An 18660-nucleotide genomic window follows, 5' to 3' on the forward strand; every position below is an offset into this window, starting at 1 on the left:
GGATAATGGGCACCGCCAGGAACCTCCCCCCTGCGACGACCGACCGGGCCGGCCGTCTTCCTTCGGCATCATGGCCGACACTCCGGGCCCTGGCAACGTTTTGTCGGCCGTCTCCCTGCCCCGGGAGTTCCCGCCCGGCCTCAGAAGCGCCCGAACTCCAGCTTGTCGAAGCGGAAGTTGTCGGAGTAGTTCTTCGGCTTCTGCTGGCGGATGTTCTCGTCCGAGACCTGATAATCCAGCCCCTTGCGCCTGGCGAAGGCGACGGCCTCGTCGCGGGTCGCGAACCTGATGCGCAGTTGCGACGCGGTATCGCCCGACCCCAGCCAGCCCATCAGATTGTCGGGCTGCTTGGGGGCGACGGGCTCGTATTCCAGCACCCAGTCCTTGGCGTTGCCGGCGCGGCCGGACTGCATGGCCGTCTTGGCCGGGCGATAGATGCGCACCTGCATCACGGTTCTCCTGCTCGTCTGTCGAAGTCTGCGCAAGTCTCAACATGGTCGGGGCGAGAGGATTCGAACCTCCGGCATCCAGCTCCCAAAGCTGGCGCTCTACCAGGCTGAGCTACACCCCGATGCGCGGTTTGTAAGGGGTTTCGGCCCGATTGGCAAGGAGGGGCTGAGATGGCGGACGATCGCCCCGTTCCGTATCGAAGCCCCAACGGACCGACAGGCAACCGAAGCGCCGGCTTGACGCCGAACGCCGTGGCGAAGGACTGGCGCCCCCGGCCTACCGCCAGCCGACTTCCTTGGCGAGGGCGTCGAGAATGGCGGACGAGGCTTCCCATTCCTCGGTGGGCGGGGCGCCGTCGGACTGGGCGGCGGCCCGTGCGGTGGCGACGGTCTCGGCCAGGGGGGCAAGGCCGGAAGCGGCGCGGCGCTGGTCCACCGTATCGGGTTCGTCGATGGGCAGCGGCGTCAGCACGCCGTCTTGCCAGCAAAGCTGGGTGCCGAAGCGCTGGGGCCGGCCCTCCAGGGCGCGGATGCGGTCTTCCAGCATGGCGGCGTGGCGGGCCGGCACGTCGCCCCGCCGGGCGGCGGCCTGGAGCAGGCCAAGACAGCGGCGCATGAACGTCGGCCGCGACACCGCGTGCATGGCCACCAGCCAGGCGGCCTCGGAACCGTCGACATCGGCGACGTCGGGAGTGGGCCAGCCCTCGTCGTCGATGATCAGCTCCAGCTCGCGGGCATTGGCCTCGTGCAACTGGCGCAGGCGCGGCGAATAGCCGCCCGCCGGCTCGCCCGACTGGGCCAGTTCGGCCCGAAGGGCAAGCTCGGCGTCGCGCAGCGCCAGCAGGCGGTGGCGGAAGTGGATCACCTCCGGCTCAGTTCCGGGCGCCGCTCAGCAATCCACGGGCGATGACCTGGGCCTGGATTTCCGCCGCGCCCTCGAAGATGTTGAGGATGCGGGCGTCGCAGAGCACGCGGGAAATGGGGTATTCCTCGGCATAACCGTTGCCGCCGTGGACCTGGAGCGCATTGTCGGCGTTGGCCCAGGCGACGCGGGCGGCCAGCAGCTTGGCCATGCCGGCCTCGATGTCGCAGCGGTGGCCCTCGTCCTTCTCGCGGGCCGAGAAATAGGTGAGCTGGCGGGCGATCATGGTTTCCACCGCCATCCAGGCGATCTTGCCGCCGACGCGGGGGAATTCATAGATGGGCTTGCCGAACTGGACGCGCTCGTTGGCGTATTTCAGGCCGATCTCCATGGCGCACTGGGCGACGCCGACGGCGCGCGCCGCGGTCTGGATGCGGGCCGATTCGAAGGTTTCCATCAATTGCTTGAACCCCTGGCCCTCGACACCGCCCAGCAGATTGGCGGCCGGCACCTTGAAGCCGTCGAAGCCCAGTTCGTATTCCTTCATGCCGCGATAGCCCAGCACCTTGATCTCGCCACCGGTCATGCCTTCGGCCGGGAAGGGATCGGCCTCGGTGCCGCGCGGCTTGGGCGCCAGCATCATGGACAGGCCCTTCCAATCCTTGGTGTTGGGATCGGTGCGCACCAGGAGGGTCATGACGTCGGTGCGAGCGGCGTGGGTGATCCAGGTCTTGTTGCCGGTCACCACGTAGCTGTCGCCTTCCCTGACGGCGCGGGTGCGCAAGGATCCCAGGTCGGAACCGGTGTTGGGCTCGGTGAACACGGCGGTGGGCAGAATCTCGCCCGAGGCGATCTTCGGCAGCCATTCCCGCTTCTGCTCCTCGGTGCCGCCAAGGCGGATCAGCTCGCCGGCGATCTCGGAGCGGGTGCCGAGCGAGCCGACGCCGATATAGCCGCGCGACAGTTCCTCGGTGACCACGCACATGGACATCTTGCCGAGGCCGAGCCCGCCGTATTCCTCGGGCAGGGTCAGGCCGAACACGCCCATCTCGGCGACGTGGTTGACCACCTCGATGGGAATCAGCTCGTCCTTCAGATGCCATTCATGGGCATGGGGGATGACTTCATCCTCGGCGAAGCGGCGGAACTGCTCCTGGATCAGCACCAGGGTCTCGTCGTCGAGGGCGGCCTCGCCGAAATGATGGCCGTCGCGGATCAGTTCGGCGATGCGGGTCCGCACGGCCGCCGTGCAGCCCAGGCGGCGCAGGGTGGTGGTCTCCTCCGACGAGAAGCCGTGAACGGTCTTGGAATCGAGCCCCAGATCGCCGGGACGGACGATCTCGCCCTGGCTCATGGGGATGCCGCCATAGATCTGGGCGATGTATTCGCCAAAGGCGGCCTGAAGCATCAGGGTCTCCAGTTCGCCCAGCTTGCCGGCGGCCTCGATCCGCCTGGCCCAGCCCAGCATCTGTTCCAGCGCCGCCACGTAAACCGCCAGCCAGGCATAGCCGTGGGCGGCGGTCTGGTTGGCGTCGAACAGGGCGCCGTTGATCTTGCCGTCCTTGCTGACCATGGCGGTGACCGAGACCTTGGCGGCAAGCCGCAGCTTGTCGATGACGGCCAGGGCGCGTTCGCAGGTGGGGATCAGGTCGGGAAGCAGGATGGCGGTCATGGGAAAATCCTCGATGCAAAAAGAAAGCCCTCTCCCGCATGCGGGAGAGGGGGCGGGTCGAGATCAGCCCTCGATGCAGTCCTCGACGGTGTAGCGGCCGGGCTTCAGCGCCTGGACCAGCACCGCCATGTTGCCGGGCTTGTGCAGGTTCTTCAGCATCTGCATGTGGGCCAGCGGGATGTCGTCCCACGAATAGACCTCGGACATGCAGGGATCGATGCGGCGTTCGATCACCAGCTGGTTGGCCTGGGCCGATTGCAGCAGGTTGGCGAAGTGGCTGCCCTGGATGCGCTTCTGGCGCATCCACACGAAGCGGGCGTCGAAGGTCAGGTTGTAGCCGGTGGTGCCGGCGCAGAACACCACCATGCCGCCGCGCTTGACCACGTTGCACGACACCGGGAAGGTGGACTCGCCGGGATGCTCGAACACGAAATCGACGTCGTTGCCCTTGCCGGTGATGTCCCAGATGGCCTTGCCGAACTCGCGGGTCTTCTTCATGTAGTCGGCGAACGCCTTGGGATCGCCGTCCACGTCGGGCAGCTGGCCCCAGCAGTCGAAGTCCTTGCGGTTGATGACGCCCTTGGCGCCCAGGCCCAGCACGAACTCGCGCTTGTCGTCCTCGGACACCACGCCGATGGCGTTGGCGCCGGACACCGCGATCAGCTGGATCGCCATGGAGCCGAGGCCGCCGGCGGCGCCCCACACCAGGACATTGTGGCCGGGACGCAGCACATGCGGGCGATGTCCGAACAGCATGCGATAGGCGGTGGCCAGCGTCAGGGTGTAGCAGGCGCTTTCTTCCCAAGTCAGGTGCTTGGGCCGCGCCATCACCTGCTGCGCCTGGACGCGGCAGAACTGGGCGAACGAACCGTCGGGGGTCTCGTAGCCCCAGATGCGCTGGGTCGGCGAGTTCATCGGGTCGCCGCCGTTGCACTCCTCGTCGTCGCCGTCGGTCTGGTTGCAGTGAACCACCACCTCGTCGCCGACCTTCCAGCGCTTCACCTTGGAGCCGACCTTGTAGACGATGCCCGAGGCGTCCGAACCGGCGATGTGGTAATCGGCCTTGTGATAGTCGAACGGCGAGATCGGCTTGCCCAGCGCGGCCCAGACGCCGTTGTAATTGACGCCGGCCGCCATCACCATGATCAGCACGTCGTGCGAATCGATTTCGGGCGTGTCCACCACCTCGACCTGCATGGCCTTGTCCGGGGTGCCGTGACGCTCGCGCCGGATCGCCCAGGCGTACATCTTCTGCGGCACATGCCCGAGCGGCGGGATCTCACCCAGCTCGTAGAGATCCTTGACCACCTGTTCGCTCATCTCAGAACTCCTTAAAGCACCCTGGTACGACGATGCGCCGACACGACCACCACCGTGGCGCTCGACACACCGCCTTTTAGCGTTTTGTCGCTTTCTTCGCAATGCACAAAATGATAGTTTGTTTCGCCAAGCCGGGGTTCCGAGAAATTTTAGGTCGCGAGGCCATCGTACCCCCCGGAAAATGCGACATTTTTTTGACCGAGAGAAAGTGTGGAGCGCCCCATGACCGACAAGACCGCCGCCAGTCCGATTCCGGCCCGCGAGAAGCCCTGGCTGATCAGGACCTATTCCGGCCATTCCTCGGCGGCCGAGTCCAACAGGCTCTACCGCACCAATCTGGCCAAGGGCCAGACCGGCCTGTCCATCGCCTTCGACCTGCCGACCCAGACCGGCTACGACAGCGACCACCCGCTGGCCAAGGGCGAAGTGGGCAAGGTGGGCGTGCCGGTATGCCATATCGGCGACATGATGACCCTGTTCGAGGGCATCCCGCTGGAGAAGATGAACACCTCCATGACCATCAACGCCCCGGCGCCGTGGCTGCTGTCGCTCTACATCGCGGCGGCGGAACGGCAGGGAGCGGCGCGCTCGGCGCTGAACGGCACCACCCAGAACGACATCATCAAGGAATACCTGTCGCGCGGCACCTACATCTTCGCGCCGCAGCCCTCGCTCCGGCTGACCAGCGACGTCATCAGCTTCACCTACCGCGAGGTTCCCAAGTGGAACCCCATGAACGTCTGCTCCTACCACCTCCAGGAAGCCGGCGCCACACCGGAGCAGGAACTGGCCTTCGCGCTGGCGACCTCCATCGCGGTGCTCGACACCGTGCGCCCGGTGGTGCCGGAAGCCGATTTCGAGCAGGTGGTCTCGCGCATCAGCTTCTTCGTCAACGCCGGCATCCGCTTCGTCACCGAGCTTTGCAAGATGCGCGCCTTCACCGAGCTGTGGGACGAGATCTGCCGCGAGCGCTACGGCATCGAAGACGAGAAGGCGCGGCGATTCCGCTACGGCGTCCAGGTCAATTCCCTGGGCCTGACCGAGCAGCAGCCCGAGAACAACGTCTATCGCATCATCCTGGAAATGCTGGCGGTGGTCTTGTCAAAGAACGCGCGCGCCCGCGCCGTGCAGCTTCCCGCCTGGAACGAGGCGCTGGGCCTGCCGCGCCCGTGGGATCAGCAATGGTCGCTCAGGCTTCAGCAGATCGTCGCCTACGAGACCGACCTGCTGGAATTCGGCGACATCTTCGACGGCTCCACCGAGGTCAACCGCAAGGTCGAGGAACTGAAGGCCGGCGCCCGCGACGAGTTGAAGCGCATCGCCGACATGGGCGGCGCGGTCGCCGCCGTTGAATCCAGCTACATGAAGCAGAAGCTGGTGGAATCCAACGCGCGGCGCCTCGGCGCCATCGAATCGGGCGAGCAGATCGTGGTCGGCGTCAACAAGTGGACCGAGACCGAACCCAGCCCGCTGACCACCGGGGACGGTTCGATCATGACCGTCGACCCCAAGGCCGAGGCCGAGCAGATCGAGCGCCTGAAGGCGTTCCGCGCCGCCCGCGACCAGGCGGCGGTCGCCAAGGCCATCGCCGGGCTGAAATCCGCCGCCGCCGAGGGCCGCAACATCATGGACCCCTCGATCGCCTGCGCCCATGCCGGCGTCACCGGCGGCGAATGGGCCGGCACGCTGAGGGAGGTGTTCGGCGAATACCGCGCCCCCACCGGCGTCGCCCGCGCCGCCGCCAGCGTCACAAGCGACAGGATCGGCGCGGTGCGCGACAAGGTCGAGGCGATTTCCGCCCGGCTCGGCCGCCGGGTCAAGATGCTGGTGGGCAAGCCCGGCCTGGACGGTCATTCCAACGGCGCCGAGCAGATCGCGGTGCGCGCCAAGGATGCCGGCATGGAAGTGGTCTACGAGGGCATCCGCCTCACCCCCGCCCAGATCGTCAACGCGGCGCTGGAGGAAGGCGTCCATGTGGTCGGCCTGTCGATCCTGTCGGGCAGCCATATTCCGCTGGTGACCGAGGTGCTGGAGCGCATGCGGGCCGCCGGCCTGGGCGACATTCCGGTGATCGCCGGCGGCATCATTCCGCCCGAGGACGAGAAAACCCTGCTGGCCGCCGGCTGCGCCCGCATCTACACCCCAAAGGACTACGACATCACCGCCATCATGGGCGACATCGTCGATCTGCTGGCGTCCCGCGCCAAGGCGGCATAGGCGCCGGCCGGGGATCACTCCCGCCGGTCCACCGCCGCCAGCAATCCGTGCAGCATTCCGGCACGGATGCCCAGCCGCTCCATCTCCTCCACCGTGCGGGCGAGGTAGTCGCGGCTGGACCCGGCCCGCCCCACCCCCTGGCGGATCAGGGCGACGGCGCGGACCGGATCGGGCGGGACGTACTGCTCGTGATCGTGCCGGGCCACGAAGGCCCAGGCGGCGACCCGGCGGCCGTCGTCCAGCCGGACCGGCACGTCGCGCGGAATGTAGACGCCGGTGATCATCTCGCGCTCGAACAGGATTCGCCTGACCGTCTCGACGTCGGCGGGCTCGACCCGGAAGGCGCGGCCGACGCACGAGCCCCCCCGGTCCAGCCCCAGAACCAGCCCCGGACGCTCGTGGGTGCCCCGGTAATGGTTGGACAGGATGCACATGGCGCGATGATAGCCCGTCAGGCGGGCCAAACGGGCCTCGACATGATCGAAGTCCGGCCGCCACATCAGCGAGCCGTAGGCGAACACCCAGAAATCGCCAGCCCCTTGTTCCCCGCCGCCCGGCAGGGTAGAGGTGGAACAGCAGGTTCCTTCCTTGGTGGACTCCATGTCCGTCCGTCTCCGCATCGCCGCCCTTGTCCTGACCCCCGCCCTGGTCGCCGTCATCGGGGTGAGCGCCTATTGGTTCCATGCGGCCGGGCAGTTGCGCAAGGGAATCGATGCCTTCGCCGAGGACCGCCGCGCCCGGGGCTGGGTCGTCGACATCGCCCCGCCCGCCCTGGGGGGCTTTCCCGCCACCGTCGCCGCCCGACTGCCCCGAATCTCTCTGGCCGGTCCCTCCGGCCAGTCCTGGCGGGGCGAGGACGTCACCGTCACCATCCCCCTGCTCGATCCGCTGGCCCCGGTGGTGGGGCTGGCGGGAATCCACCGCCTGTCCGTCGGCGGGTGGAACGGCATCGTTTCGGCCAAGATCGCCGAGGCCCATCTTGCCCTGGCTCCCGATGGCCGGTTGAAACGGCTGGATCTCGCCGTCAGCCAGGCGGCCATGGAACAGCCGGGCGCATCGTCCATGACCCTGGGCTCGGCCGCCCTGGGAATCGAATGGCTGTTTCCGCCCGATCCGGGCCATGACAAGGCGTCGCTGGCCATAAGCCTGGGACTGCGCGGCCTCGACCTGCCGGACGGCCTCGTCCCGCTTCTGGCCCACCGCATCGATTCGGCGCATCTGGAGGCCCGGCTGATGGGAACCGTGCCCGATGGGCCGTCACTGGCCGCCCTGGAGGCGTGGAGCCGCGATGGCGGCACCATCGAACTGGACCGGCTGACCCTGGACTGGGCGCCGCTGTCCATCGAGGCCGACGGCACCTTCGCCCTCGACCCGGCCCTTCAGCCGCTGCTAGCCACCAGCAGCCGGGTGCGAGGCTGGTCCGGCCTGACGACCCGGCTGGTCCGGAACGGCCTGATGGAGCCGGGCGTGGCCTCGGCCGCCGAGGTGATGATGGGCCTGATGGCGCGGCCCGACGCCCAGGGCCGTCCCACCCTGACCATTCCGGTGTCGGTCCAGGACAACATCCTGTCGGCCGGCCAGATTCGCGTGCTGCGGGTTCCTCCGCTGTCGCTGCCCTCCCTCCTGTCAGAAGGACCTCCGTCATGACCAAGCCGTTCCAGCCGCCCAAGCGCCTGCTGATGGGACCGGGGCCGTCCGACGTGCACCACCGGGTGCTGTCGGCCATGGCCCGGCCGACGCTGGGCCATCTCGACCCGGCTTTCGTCGGCATGATGGATGAGGTGAAATCCATGTTGCAGGAGGCTTTCTTCACCGCCAACGCGCTGACCCTGCCCATTTCCGGCCCCGGATCGGCCGGCATGGAAGCCTGCTTCGTCAATCTGGTCGAGCCCGGCGACACCGTGGTGGTCTGCGTCAACGGCGTGTTCGGCGGCCGCATGCGGGAGAATGTCGAACGCTGCGGCGCCAGGGCGGTGGTGGTGGAGAACGACTGGGGCACGCCGGTCGATCCCGACAAGGTGGAAGCGGCGCTGAAGGCCAATCCAGGCGTCAAGGCGCTGGCCTTCGTCCATGCAGAGACCTCGACCGGCGTCGAATCTCCCGCCGGCGACCTGTGCGCCCTCGCCCGCGAACACGGGGCGCTGTCCATCGTCGACACGGTGACCTCGCTGGCCGGCATTCCGGTGCTGGTGGATCACTGGGGCGCCGACGCGGTCTATTCCGGCAGCCAGAAATGCCTGTCCTGCCCGCCCGGCCTGTCGCCGCTGACCTTCTCGGACCGGGCGGCCGAGACCCTGAAATCCCGCAAGACCAAGGTGCAGAGCTGGTTCCTCGACCTCACCCTGCTGACCGCCTATTGGGGCGGCGGCGCCAAGCGGACCTATCACCACACCGCCCCGGTCAACGCCCTGTACGGCCTGCACGAATCCCTGGTCATGCTGCACGAGGAGGGCATCGAGCATTCCTGGACCCGCCACGCCATGATGCATCAGGCGCTGCGCGCCGGGCTGGAGGCGATGGGCCTGTCGCTGCTGGTGGCCGAAGGCGCCCGACTGCCGCAGCTCAACGCCGTGGTGGTGCCCGACGGCATCGACGAGGCCCAGGTCCGCTCGGTCCTGCTGACCACGCACGGGCTGGAGATCGGCGCCGGCCTCGGCGCCCTGGCCGGAAAGGTCTGGCGCATCGGCCTGATGGGGCAAAGCGCCACCCCCCGTCACGTCGCCTCCTGCCTCGGGGCGCTGGAATCCGCCCTGGCCGCCCAGGGCTTCAAGCTTTCCGCCGGAGCCGGCGCGGCGGCGGCCAATCGGCTGCTGCTGATCTGATAGCGGTTTCTCCCCACCGGTGAATTGGTTATCCTGCCTCGCAGGAAATCCTTCCACCGGACGAATGGAGCCAATGCAATGCTGGTCGCTGAAATTCTTGCCAAGAAGGGCAACAAGGTCTTCAAGATTCTGCCGGCCAAGACCGTCATGGAGGCCGTCACCGGCATGGTGTCCTTCAAGGTCGGCGCGGTGATGGTGGTGGACGAGAGGGACGCCATCCTCGGCATCTTCACCGAACGCGACCTCAGCCGCGTGCTGGTGAGCAGGGGAGCCTCGGTGCTGGACAGCCCCGTCGGCGACCACATGACCCGCAATCCGGTTCCGTGCAAGGCTTCCGACACCGTCCCCGCCGTCATGAGCCTGATGTCGCGGCACCATTTCCGCCACATGCCGGTGTTCGACGACAAGGGCCTGTGCGGCATCGTCTCCATCCGCGACCTGGTCTCCAACAGTCTGGAACGGGCCGAGTTCGAGGCCGAGATGATGCGCGCCTACGTCACCGCCAGTTGAACCGTCCAAAAGGATCGCCATGAATCGGGGTATCGAGGCGGACTCGGCGCGAGCCTGGATCGCGGCGGCCGCTCCGCCCGACATGGCGGCCTCGCTCGGCGCCAGCGTCGGGGAATGGGCGGAGGGAAACCTGCCCGTCTTCGCCCTGTGGCGGTTTCTCGGCCGCCGCCTCGGCTCGGCCGGGCTGCTCGACCCCGCCCGCGACGCCGCCCGCCGGGCCGTCGCCGCCGCCGACGGCGATCCGCTGCCACTGGCCGAACTGGCCCGGCTGGACTTCGCGGCCGGCGACGACACCGCCGCCCGGGCCCTGGCGGAACGGGTCCCCGCCGGACATCCCAGCCGCCTCGACGCGCGGCTGCTGCTGGCCGAGATGTCCGACCGGCCCGACACCGGACTTGCCGCCGAAATCGCCGGACTGCTTCACGCCCGCCCGGACTGGGGCGACGCCCACGAGCTTTGGCACCGCCTGCTGCGCCGCCACGGCCTGGAAGATGCCGCCGGCTTCCTGATGGGCTGGATGAAGGCCTGTGGCGCCGGTCCGACGCCGCTGATGCACATGGCCCAGATCCTGCTGGAAGGCGGGCACGCCGATCAGGCCGCCCCCATCCTGGCCAATCTGTGGCGTGCCAACGAGGACAGTCTCGGGCCGGTGATCGGCCGCCATCATGCCGCCATTCCACCCGACCCGGCGGCGGAGGCCGATCTGCGCCATCGCATCGAGGCGGCGCAGGCCCTGCCCGAGGACGGCCTGCCGATCCATCCCCTGCCCACCCCACCGTCACGACTGCCCGAGCGGGTGCTGTACGTGGGACCGGACCAGACCGGAACCAGCCCCTCGTTCCCCAACGATCTGGCCCAGCATCTCGGCGACGCCGCCCGTGCCGCCGGGGGCTCGATGGCCCATTACGCCGATCCGGCCATCACCGGCCCGGACCGGCCGCGCATGACCGATGCCGCCCGCGCCGGCCGCATCGCCGCGTTCATCGACCATCTGCGCCGGACGCGGCCCCAGGTGGTGATCCTCGATTGCTGCTGGTCGCCCATGCGCGGCGACATCGACCCCGCCGCCCTGGCCGCCGTCAAGGCCGAAACCGGCCTGTCGCTGCTGTGCCTGTTCCGCGACGCCCAGGAGCCGAGCATCAGCCTGATTCGCCACTGGGCCGCCCTGGCCGATGGACTGATCCTGCCCGACCCGTTCTCGCCGGTGTTCGACGCCGCCAACGCCGACCTGGCCGCCAAGGCGCTGGTGATTCCCATTCCGGCGCCGTTCGGGCCGGAACCGCCGCCCCAGCCCCGCCACGGCCTGCTGTTCATCGGCGGCCTCGGCCAGTTCCACCGGCCCATCCTGGTCGGCGCCCTGACGGAAACCGGCATCGACTTCACCGCCATCCTCGGCACGCGACGGCGGGAACTCGCCCCCGATCTGGCCGCCTATGCCGCCCTGCTGGCCGACAGCCGCGCCGTCCTCAACATCGCCGTGCATCACCGGGACCAGCGGCTGATCACCGGCCGGGTGTGGGAAACCATCGCCGCCGGCGGCCTGCTGCTGGAACAGACCGGCAGCGCCACGCCCCGCTTCTTCCAGCCTTACCGCCATTACCTGCCGTGGTCGGACATGGCCGACATCGTCCATGCCTGCCGGATGCTGGCGGCCAATGACGACCTTCGCCGGACCATCATCGCCTCGGCCCGCGACTGGTCGGCCCGCCACTATGCGCCGGCCAGGGTCTGGGGAGCCCTGATGGCGCTGTCGGGCCACGACGGAACGGGCATTCCGGCTTAGCCTGAATTTGCTCTATCTAGCCGAGACGGCCGCCCTCCAGCCATGCCGAGCGGGTGGCGAGACGGTCCAGCACCTCGCGGTCGTGGGAAACGACGACCATGGCCAGGGGCAGGCCGGCCAGAATGTCCAGCAACCGGGCGCGGGTCGCCTCGTCCAGCGCATTGGTGGGTTCGTCCAGCAGCAGCGCCTCCGGCCGCATCGCCAGCACGGCGGCCAGCGACACCAGCCGGCGCTGGCCGCCCGACAGCTTGTGGGTGACCCGGTTCTCCAGGCTTTCCAGCCCCAGGTCGGCCAGGGTCTGGCGGACGATGGCGCGCGCCTCGGCCCGGCTTTTGCCCTGGTTCAACGGCCCGAAAGCCACATCCTCGGCGACGGTGGGGCAGAACAGCTGGTCGTCGGCGTCCTGGAACAGCAGGCCGGCCCGCGAGCGAACCTCGACGAAATCCGTCTCGGTCCGCCGTTCGCGGCCAAAGGCGACGACGCGGCCCTTCCGCGGACGCACCAGCCCCACCATCAGATGCAAAAGCGTGGTCTTGCCGGCGCCGTTGGGGCCGTTCAGCGCCACCCGCTCGCCGGCCGACAAGGTGAAATCCACTTGATCCAGCACCGGATGGGCCGGGTCGTAGGCGAACGAGATTCCTTCCAGACGGATCACGACAGCCCCAGTCCCGCCACCAGCGCCAGGGCGGCGGTGGAGGCGGCGCCAAAGCCCCAGTCCAGGATGCCGGGACGGTCGGCGGCCTCGTCCTCCAGGCTGTGGAACCGGCCGGTGAAGCCGCGGCAGCGCATGGCGGCATCGATGCGTTCCGCCCGTTCCAGCGAGCGGACCATCAGCATGCCGAACAGGTAGCCGACCGAACGCCAGCAATGCGGGCCGGCGGCCGGGCGAAAGGCCCTGGCCCGCATGGCCAGCCGAAGACGGCGGTATTCGCCGTCCAGCACCGCCACATAGCGCACGGTGAACAGGAACAGATGGACCAGCCGTTCGGGCGCCCCCAGGCGGCCAAGGGCGCGCCCCAGGCTCACCAGTTCCATGGACCCCAGCAGCGCCAGCAGCGCCACCGCCACCGCGTTCGCGCGCAACGCGATGGCGGCGGCCTGGGTCAGCCCCTCGGCCGAGACGGCGAAGCCCAGCGGCTCGGCCACCATGCGGCCCGGCACGGTGAAGGGCAGCAGCGCCAGCACCACCAGCATGAACCCTTCCAGCGCCAGCATGCGGCGAAGCGTCGCGGCCCACGGCAACCGCGCCAGGACGGCCAGGACCAGGGCGGCGGCCAGGGCCAGGACCAGGGCGGCCAGATGCTCCACCGCCACCACGGTCAGCGAGAACGCCAGCGCCAGAACGACCCGGGTGCGGGGGTCCAGCCGCGCCATCAGCGGCCGCCCGGCGGAAGCGGAGTCGAACCCGCCATCGCGGGACGCGGCCGGGCTCATGGCTTCCTCCGTCCGGCCGACCACCATGCCGCCACGCCGAACAGGCCGAAGATCATGCCGACGCCGCCCAGGATGTCGTGCAGCCTCACCTTGTCCTCGTAGGCGTCCAGTTGCCGGCGCAGGGGCTGAATCTGGCGCGCCACCGCCGCCTCGATCGCCTCGACCGGGACGACCGCCATCGTATCCGCCGTGGCCGGCGGCGGGCGCGGGGAACCGGCAATGCCGGGCGGCAGCGATTCCGGCAGCTCGGCGGCGGTCACCACCGCCGAGGCGGCATGGCCGTCGCCGCCATCGACGACGATGGCGTGGTCCATGCGGCTTTTGGCCTCGAAGCGGAAGCCGCCATCCTCACCGGTCCGTATCTCGGCCAGTGTCGAGCCGTCGGGGGCCAGGACGGTTCCGCCGAGTCCCGCCGCCTTGGCGCCGCCCGAGAAATAGGCGGCGCCGCTGATCACCGCACCCTCGGCTGTGACGAACAGCTTCAGCTTGTGCGCCTGGGCGGGGCCGGCCAGCAGCAGCAGGATGAACAGCAGCCCTTTCATGCCGGCCTCGCCAGCATCTCGGGCTTGACCCGGGCCAGCAGCGACACAAGGGCCGCGGTGAAGGCCGCCTCCACCGCCATCACCGGCAGATGGGTCGCCACCACCAGACCGGCGGCGGTCTCGAAGGCGCGGCCCGACGCCGCCAGGACCAAGGCCACCATCAGGGCGCTCAGCAGCACCGCGCCGCCGCCGGCCAGACCGCCCAGCAGGGCGGCGCGCCGAGGCCCCGCCCCTTGGCGCCACAGCAGGCGGAACATGCCCCCGGCCAGCAAGGCGGGCACGGCCATGTCCATGGTGTTGACCCCCAGCACCACCACTCCGCCGAAGCCGAACAGCACCGCCTGGAGCAGCAGCGCCACCAGCATGGCCGGAAACACCGCCCAGCCCAGCACGATGCCGGCCAGGCCGTTGAGCAGAAGATGCACCGAGGCCAGTCCGGCGGGAAAATGCACCAGCGAGGCGACGAACAGCGCCGCCGACAACACCGCCACCCGGGGAATGCGCGTCGGGTCCAGTCCCCGCAGGCCAAGCGCCACACCGACGGCGCTGATCGCGGCTCCCGCTATCAGCACCGGCGCGGACAGCACGCCGTCGGGAATATGGGCCAATGCGCGTCCCCCCTCTATTTCATGTCGACGGCGCGGACCCAGATCAGGCCGCCCAGTTCGACCGTGGCCGACTTGCCGTCGGGGCTCTTCATGGGCCTGTCGCCGTCGATCAGGGCGGCGAACCCCCACCAGCCGGACCTGGGCATGGCATAGGCGAACTGACCCGAGGCGTCGGCCTTGATCACCTGGGTGACGAAGGGATCGGCGGGCGGCCTGACCGAACCGTCGTTGCGCCATTCCACCTCGATGGTGGCGAACGGCACCGGCTTGCCGTTCTTGCGGACCACGCCGCGGAACAGGTTGCCGGTCCACAGGCCATAGGGCCGCACCAGCGGCTCGATCTCCACCGGCAGGCCGACCATGCGGTCCCAGCCCTCGCCCGAGCCGAAATCCACCACAACCTTGGTGTAGTGGACGATCCACTTGGCCTCGGCCGGTTCCCAATAGGGGGCCGGCTCGACGAAGAACACGTAATCGCCCGGAGCCTCGACCTTGTAGGCGGCTTCCCAGGCGGTCCTGTCGCCGATCTTGCGGGATTTCAGCGCCGCCGTCAGGTCCCTGGTCTTGCCGCCGGCCACCACGCCGAACCGCACCGGAGCGGCCATCTCCATCACCGGCCCGCCCTCCATGGGATGGGTGAAGGTCAGATCCAGCCGGGCCATCCGGTCGCCCTGCTCGGGCAAGATGTCGGCGGCCGGGATCAATTCCAGGAAATGGGCCTGGGCCGGCGCGACCGGCAGCGCCAGGGCAAGCAGTGAAAGCAGCGAAAGCGATGCCGGCAGGAACCTTGCGCGCATGATGGAGGAGCCCCTGATGCAAAAAATATTATGCGACTTCGTCTGATCCTGCCGCAGGATAGACGCAAAGGACCGTCCGACGCCAGGGCTATTGCGTAACGGAAATCCGGTCGCCGTCCGGTGGCGCGGCATAACCGGCGACGATGCGGGCGTATTCGCCGCTCTGGCGCAGGCGGGCCAGCCCCCGGTTGAAGCTGTCGCGCAATTGGGGGTCGCGGAACGCTACCCGGTATTCGGTGGGAGGAAAGACGTGGTGGATACGGACCGGTTGCGAGGTGTCGGCCTTGCCGCGCACCTCGGGATGCCGGGAAAGCCAGGCGAAGACGGCCGGATCGGCGACCACCACCTCGGCCCGGCCGAGATACAGCAAGATCGGCTGGGCGGTCTGCCTGGCCTCCTCGCGATAGCCGGGACTGGCGGCGACGATCCGCCGGAAGCTCGGCCCCAGATAGGTCGCGGCCCGTGGGAACGCCACCACCGACTTGCCGGCCAGATCCTCCATCCGCTCGATGCTGGCCCCGCGCGAGGCCAGGGTGATGGCCGCGTTGTGAAAGGAGATGTGGACGTCGGAATAATGGGCCGAAACCCCGTTCTCGGGATGCTGGGTCAAGGCGGCGTCGGCCTCGCCGGCCTCGATGGCGCGGACGGCCCGCGCCGCCGGCAGGAAATTCGGCCGCATGACATGCCCCTCGATCGCCAGGGCGGCCTTGACGATGTCGTATTCCATGCCGCGCCGCTCGTCGGCGATGACATAGGGGGGAACGGAAAAGCCGACCGCCACCGCCACCTCGGCGGCGGCAACGTCCCTGCCGCCCGCCAGAACGGGAAGCGCGGCGCACAGCGTGGCGACCAGAACAAGACGAGCCATGACGGACCGGCACCCATCGGATCAGTAGAACAGGCCGCCAGGACTACCGCAAAGACGGGTCCGGCGCAACCCTTGCAATAACAAGTTATCAACTCAACTGCCAATTACGACACAAGCGCCTTTTAGGTGTGCCGTCTCCGGGGGCTGACGCCCCGCTCCGGTTCGGCTACAGTGCCCGCGCCCAACCCGGAGACCGCGCCCATGAAGATCAACGGCATTCCCTACCGCACCATCTGGCTGGCCAAGGACGGCGAGGGCGTGGAGATCATCGACCAGACCCGCCTGCCCCACGACTTCGTCACCGTGACGCTGCGGTCTCTGGACGACGCCGCCACCGCCATCCGCGACATGTGGGTGCGGGGCGCGCCGCTGATCGGGGCCACCGCCGCCTACGGCATGGCTCTCGCCGCCCGCGCCGACGCCTCGGACACGGCGCTGGACGAGGCTTACCGGACGCTGCACGCCACCCGCCCCACCGCCATCAATCTCAAATGGGCGCTGGACGAGATGATGGCCCGCCTGTCGCCGCTGCCGCCGGCCGGCCGCGCCGCCGCCGCCTATGGCCGCGCCGCCGAGATCTGCGACGAGGACGTGGCCATGTGCGCGGCGCTGGGCGAACACGGCGCCCGCATCATCGCCGGCCTGCACCGCGACAAGGGCGAGCGGGTCAACATCCTGACCCATTGCAACGCCGGCTGGCTGGCGACGGTGGACTGGGGAACCGCCATCGCCCCCATCTACAAGGCGTTCGACGCCGGGATTCCGGTCCATGTCTGGGTGGACGAGACCCGGCCGCGCAACCAGGGCGCCAGCCTGACGGCGCGCGAACTGAACTGGCACGGCGTCCCCCACACCGTCATCGCCGACAATACCGGCGGCCATCTGATGCAGCACGGCATGGTCGACATGGTGATCGTCGGCACCGACCGCACCACCCGCAACGGCGACGTCTGCAACAAGATCGGAACCTATCTGAAGGCCCTGGCCGCCCGCGACAACAACGTGCCGTTCTACGTGGGACTGCCCAGCCCCACCATCGACTGGACCGTGGCCGACGGGGTGAGGGAAATCCCCATCGAGCAGCGTTCCGCCCGCGAGCAAAGCCACATCTTCGGCAAGGACGAGGCCGGCAGGGTGATCGAGGTGCAGGTCACCCCCGACGGCTCGCCCGCCGTCAATTACGGCTTCGACGTGACTCCGGCCCGTCTGGTCACCGGCCTGATCACCGAGCGCGGCCTTTGCCCGGCCAGCCCCGAGGGGCTGCTGGGACTGTTCCCCGAAAAGGGATAGCCCGCCCGCCCTATTTCGCCAACCCGTCCAGCCTGGACGCGGCCCGGACGTCGGCTTCCGACGGCAAGCGGCGGTCGCGATCCTCGATCCAGGCGGCGATGTCGTCGATCACCACCCGGGCCTGAAGATCGCGCAGCAGCATGTGCCAGCCTTCGGCGTACAGCGCCACCCGCTGCGACCGGCCCAGGCCGGGTAGCCGGGCGGTGGCGGCCCAGGTGGGGGCGGCGGGAATGACCTCGTCGTTCTCGCCGTAAAGCAGCAGCAGCGGGAGCTGCAACCGGTCGACGGCGGCGTGGGCGGCATCCATCAGGTCGACCACGCCCTTGACCACGTCGACCCTGGTCTGCTTGATCACCAGCGGATCGCGCGACAGGGCGCGCAGCATCTCGACGTTGTCCGACGGCTTGATCCTCAGCCCCTGGCCGGACATGCGCAGGCCGGGAGCGAGGCGGTGGGTCAGCCACAACGCCGCCCGGTGGAAAACGCTCATGGTCGAGCGGCCCCAGACGGCCGGAGCCGACAGAATCAGTCCATCGACCTCGCCGGCATCCGGTCCGGCGAAGGCGGTCATGGCGACGGCCCCACCCATGCTTTCGCCCAACACGTACAGCGGCACCCCCGGATACTGCCGCCGCAGCAGCCGGGCGACGGCACGCAGGTCGGCCGCCATAGTCTCGGAGCTGGACCAGAAGCCGGGATGCGCCCCCTGGCCGAAGCCGCGCTGATCATAGGCATAGGTGACGATTCCCCGCTCGGCCAGGATTCGGCCGGGGGCGTCGAAGGCATTGGAATAGTCGTTCATGCCGTGCACGGCCAGGATCACCGCCCGTGGCGGCGCATCCGGCCGCCAGACGCGCAACGGCAGGATGGCGCCGTCCTCGGCCTGCCAGTGATCGGCACCCAGGCGGGCCTCCATCACCTTCGGCCCCTCGGGATGAAGCCGGGGAGCGCAGGCGGCGAGCAGCAGCAGCAGGGCGGCGACAAGGGATCTTCTCATCCCGCCCAGGGCAGGATACGCCCGCGCATCTTGACGTCGGTCTTGAGGATATGCTGGCTGAGCCAGACGCCGAGGAAGGTTCGCAGCTTGGCGGTGTCGGCCTTGATCTCGCCGGGGCCGCCGCTGTGGAATTTCTCGGTGAACACGGCCAGGGTGTGGGTCAGTTCGTCGTGCTGGCGCTTGTTTTCCTCGTAGCCGTCGTATCCGGCCTCGAGCTGCGCCGTCTCTTCCCGCTCGAAATGTTCCGTCACGTAGGATTGCAGGCGGGCCAGGACATCGGTCATCTTGGGACGGTCGACCTCGCCGCCGTGGGAATCCGCGGCGGCGTTGAACTCCTGTATCAGGGCGAACAACTGGCGGTGATCCTCGTCGACCACCTCGATTCCCACCTTCATCGCCTGATGCCAGGTCGCCATGGAAACCTCTCCGCCCAATCCGGGGGCCAGAGTAGAACCCCATGCCGGAAATGACAATCCGGTCTTTGGGCCT

Annotated in this window: 19 protein-coding genes and 1 tRNA gene; 6 read left to right on the forward strand and 14 right to left on the reverse strand. The window is 68.8% G+C overall.

Going from position 1 to position 18660, the window contains the following annotated elements; genetic code table 11:
* Window positions 1–140: 140 nt before the first annotated feature.
* From MTBSS4_RS05035 to ccrA, 5 genes are all read right to left on the reverse strand, one after another.
* Entirely contained in the window at window positions 141–449 is a 309-nt protein-coding gene (locus tag MTBSS4_RS05035; RefSeq protein ID WP_173982305.1) for an ETC complex I subunit, read from the reverse strand.
* A 45-nt stretch (window positions 450–494) separates the two neighbouring features.
* Window positions 495–571, reverse strand: a tRNA-Pro gene (locus MTBSS4_RS05040).
* Between the two features lie 155 nt (window positions 572–726).
* On the reverse strand, window positions 727–1314 hold the full coding sequence (locus MTBSS4_RS05045; RefSeq protein WP_173982306.1) for a DUF6624 domain-containing protein: 588 nt from the start codon (window positions 1312–1314) through the stop codon (window positions 727–729).
* A 7-nt stretch (window positions 1315–1321) separates the two neighbouring features.
* Complete coding sequence (locus MTBSS4_RS05050; RefSeq protein WP_173982307.1) at window positions 1322–2983, reverse strand: acyl-CoA dehydrogenase family protein; 1662 nt, start codon at window positions 2981–2983, stop codon at window positions 1322–1324.
* Window positions 2984–3046: 63 nt separating this feature from the next.
* The gene (ccrA, locus tag MTBSS4_RS05055; RefSeq protein WP_173982308.1) at window positions 3047–4303 is read right to left on the reverse strand and encodes a crotonyl-CoA carboxylase/reductase; all 1257 of its coding nucleotides are present in this window, start codon (window positions 4301–4303) and stop codon (window positions 3047–3049) included.
* 222 nt (window positions 4304–4525) lie between these two features.
* Between ccrA and MTBSS4_RS05060 the strand changes: the two genes are divergently transcribed.
* A complete protein-coding gene (locus MTBSS4_RS05060) occupies window positions 4526–6520 on the forward strand; it encodes a protein meaA (protein WP_173982309.1) in 1995 nt (664 codons plus the stop codon).
* Window positions 6521–6534: 14 nt separating this feature from the next.
* Here MTBSS4_RS05060 and MTBSS4_RS05065 read toward each other — a convergent pair whose 3' ends face one another.
* Complete coding sequence (locus tag MTBSS4_RS05065; RefSeq protein WP_173982310.1) at window positions 6535–7122, reverse strand: gamma-glutamylcyclotransferase; 588 nt, start codon at window positions 7120–7122, stop codon at window positions 6535–6537.
* Between MTBSS4_RS05065 and MTBSS4_RS05070 the strand changes: the two genes are divergently transcribed.
* From MTBSS4_RS05070 to MTBSS4_RS05085, 4 genes are all read left to right on the forward strand, one after another.
* Window positions 7121–8167 (forward strand): DUF2125 domain-containing protein, encoded by a 1047-nt coding sequence (locus MTBSS4_RS05070; RefSeq protein ID WP_173982311.1) that lies wholly within the window; start codon window positions 7121–7123, stop codon window positions 8165–8167. The genes MTBSS4_RS05065 and MTBSS4_RS05070 overlap by 2 nt on opposite strands.
* Entirely contained in the window at window positions 8164–9342 is a 1179-nt protein-coding gene (locus MTBSS4_RS05075; protein ID WP_173982312.1) for an alanine--glyoxylate aminotransferase family protein, read from the forward strand. The genes MTBSS4_RS05070 and MTBSS4_RS05075 overlap by 4 nt, the downstream gene beginning before the upstream one ends.
* Window positions 9343–9420: 78 nt before the next feature.
* Window positions 9421–9852: a CBS domain-containing protein gene (locus MTBSS4_RS05080; RefSeq protein WP_173982313.1), complete on the forward strand. Its 432-nt coding sequence runs from the start codon at window positions 9421–9423 to the stop codon at window positions 9850–9852.
* Between the two features lie 19 nt (window positions 9853–9871).
* Window positions 9872–11635 (forward strand): glycosyltransferase, encoded by a 1764-nt coding sequence (locus tag MTBSS4_RS05085; RefSeq protein ID WP_173982314.1) that lies wholly within the window; start codon window positions 9872–9874, stop codon window positions 11633–11635.
* 16 nt (window positions 11636–11651) lie between these two features.
* Here the strand turns inward: MTBSS4_RS05085 and MTBSS4_RS05090 are convergent, their stop codons facing one another.
* The 6 genes from MTBSS4_RS05090 to MTBSS4_RS05115 form a co-directional block, all read right to left on the reverse strand.
* Window positions 11652–12290, reverse strand: coding sequence for an energy-coupling factor ABC transporter ATP-binding protein (locus tag MTBSS4_RS05090; RefSeq protein WP_173982315.1), 639 nt, complete (start codon window positions 12288–12290; stop codon window positions 11652–11654).
* Window positions 12287–13069 (reverse strand): cobalt ECF transporter T component CbiQ, encoded by a 783-nt coding sequence (gene cbiQ / locus MTBSS4_RS05095; RefSeq protein WP_173982316.1) that lies wholly within the window; start codon window positions 13067–13069, stop codon window positions 12287–12289. Before cbiQ ends, MTBSS4_RS05090 begins: the two co-directional genes overlap by 4 nt.
* Entirely contained in the window at window positions 13066–13611 is a 546-nt protein-coding gene (locus tag MTBSS4_RS05100; RefSeq protein ID WP_173982317.1) for a hypothetical protein, read from the reverse strand. Before MTBSS4_RS05100 ends, cbiQ begins: the two co-directional genes overlap by 4 nt.
* The gene (gene cbiM / locus MTBSS4_RS05105) at window positions 13608–14219 is read right to left on the reverse strand and encodes a cobalt transporter CbiM (protein ID WP_173982318.1); all 612 of its coding nucleotides are present in this window, start codon (window positions 14217–14219) and stop codon (window positions 13608–13610) included. Before cbiM ends, MTBSS4_RS05100 begins: the two co-directional genes overlap by 4 nt.
* Before the next feature lie 14 nt (window positions 14220–14233).
* Window positions 14234–15016, reverse strand: coding sequence for a DUF4198 domain-containing protein (locus MTBSS4_RS05110; protein WP_173982319.1), 783 nt, complete (start codon window positions 15014–15016; stop codon window positions 14234–14236).
* Window positions 15017–15104: 88 nt separating this feature from the next.
* Window positions 15105–15884 (reverse strand): ABC transporter substrate-binding protein, encoded by a 780-nt coding sequence (locus MTBSS4_RS05115; protein ID WP_173982320.1) that lies wholly within the window; start codon window positions 15882–15884, stop codon window positions 15105–15107.
* Between the two features lie 201 nt (window positions 15885–16085).
* On the opposite strand from MTBSS4_RS05115, the gene mtnA reads away from it, so the two are divergent.
* Entirely contained in the window at window positions 16086–17174 is a 1089-nt protein-coding gene (gene mtnA, locus MTBSS4_RS05120; protein ID WP_173982321.1) for an S-methyl-5-thioribose-1-phosphate isomerase, read from the forward strand.
* Window positions 17175–17184: 10 nt separating this feature from the next.
* On the opposite strand, the gene MTBSS4_RS05125 is transcribed toward mtnA, so the two are convergent.
* Both MTBSS4_RS05125 and MTBSS4_RS05130 read right to left on the reverse strand, forming a co-directional pair.
* Entirely contained in the window at window positions 17185–18171 is a 987-nt protein-coding gene (locus tag MTBSS4_RS05125; RefSeq protein ID WP_173982322.1) for an alpha/beta fold hydrolase, read from the reverse strand.
* Entirely contained in the window at window positions 18168–18587 is a 420-nt protein-coding gene (locus MTBSS4_RS05130) for a bacteriohemerythrin (protein WP_173982323.1), read from the reverse strand. The genes MTBSS4_RS05125 and MTBSS4_RS05130 overlap by 4 nt, the downstream gene beginning before the upstream one ends.
* Window positions 18588–18660 lie beyond the last annotated feature (73 nt).

The sequence above is a fragment of the Magnetospirillum sp. SS-4 genome, assembly GCF_902729425.1.
GTDB lineage: Bacteria > Pseudomonadota > Alphaproteobacteria > Rhodospirillales > Magnetospirillaceae > Phaeospirillum.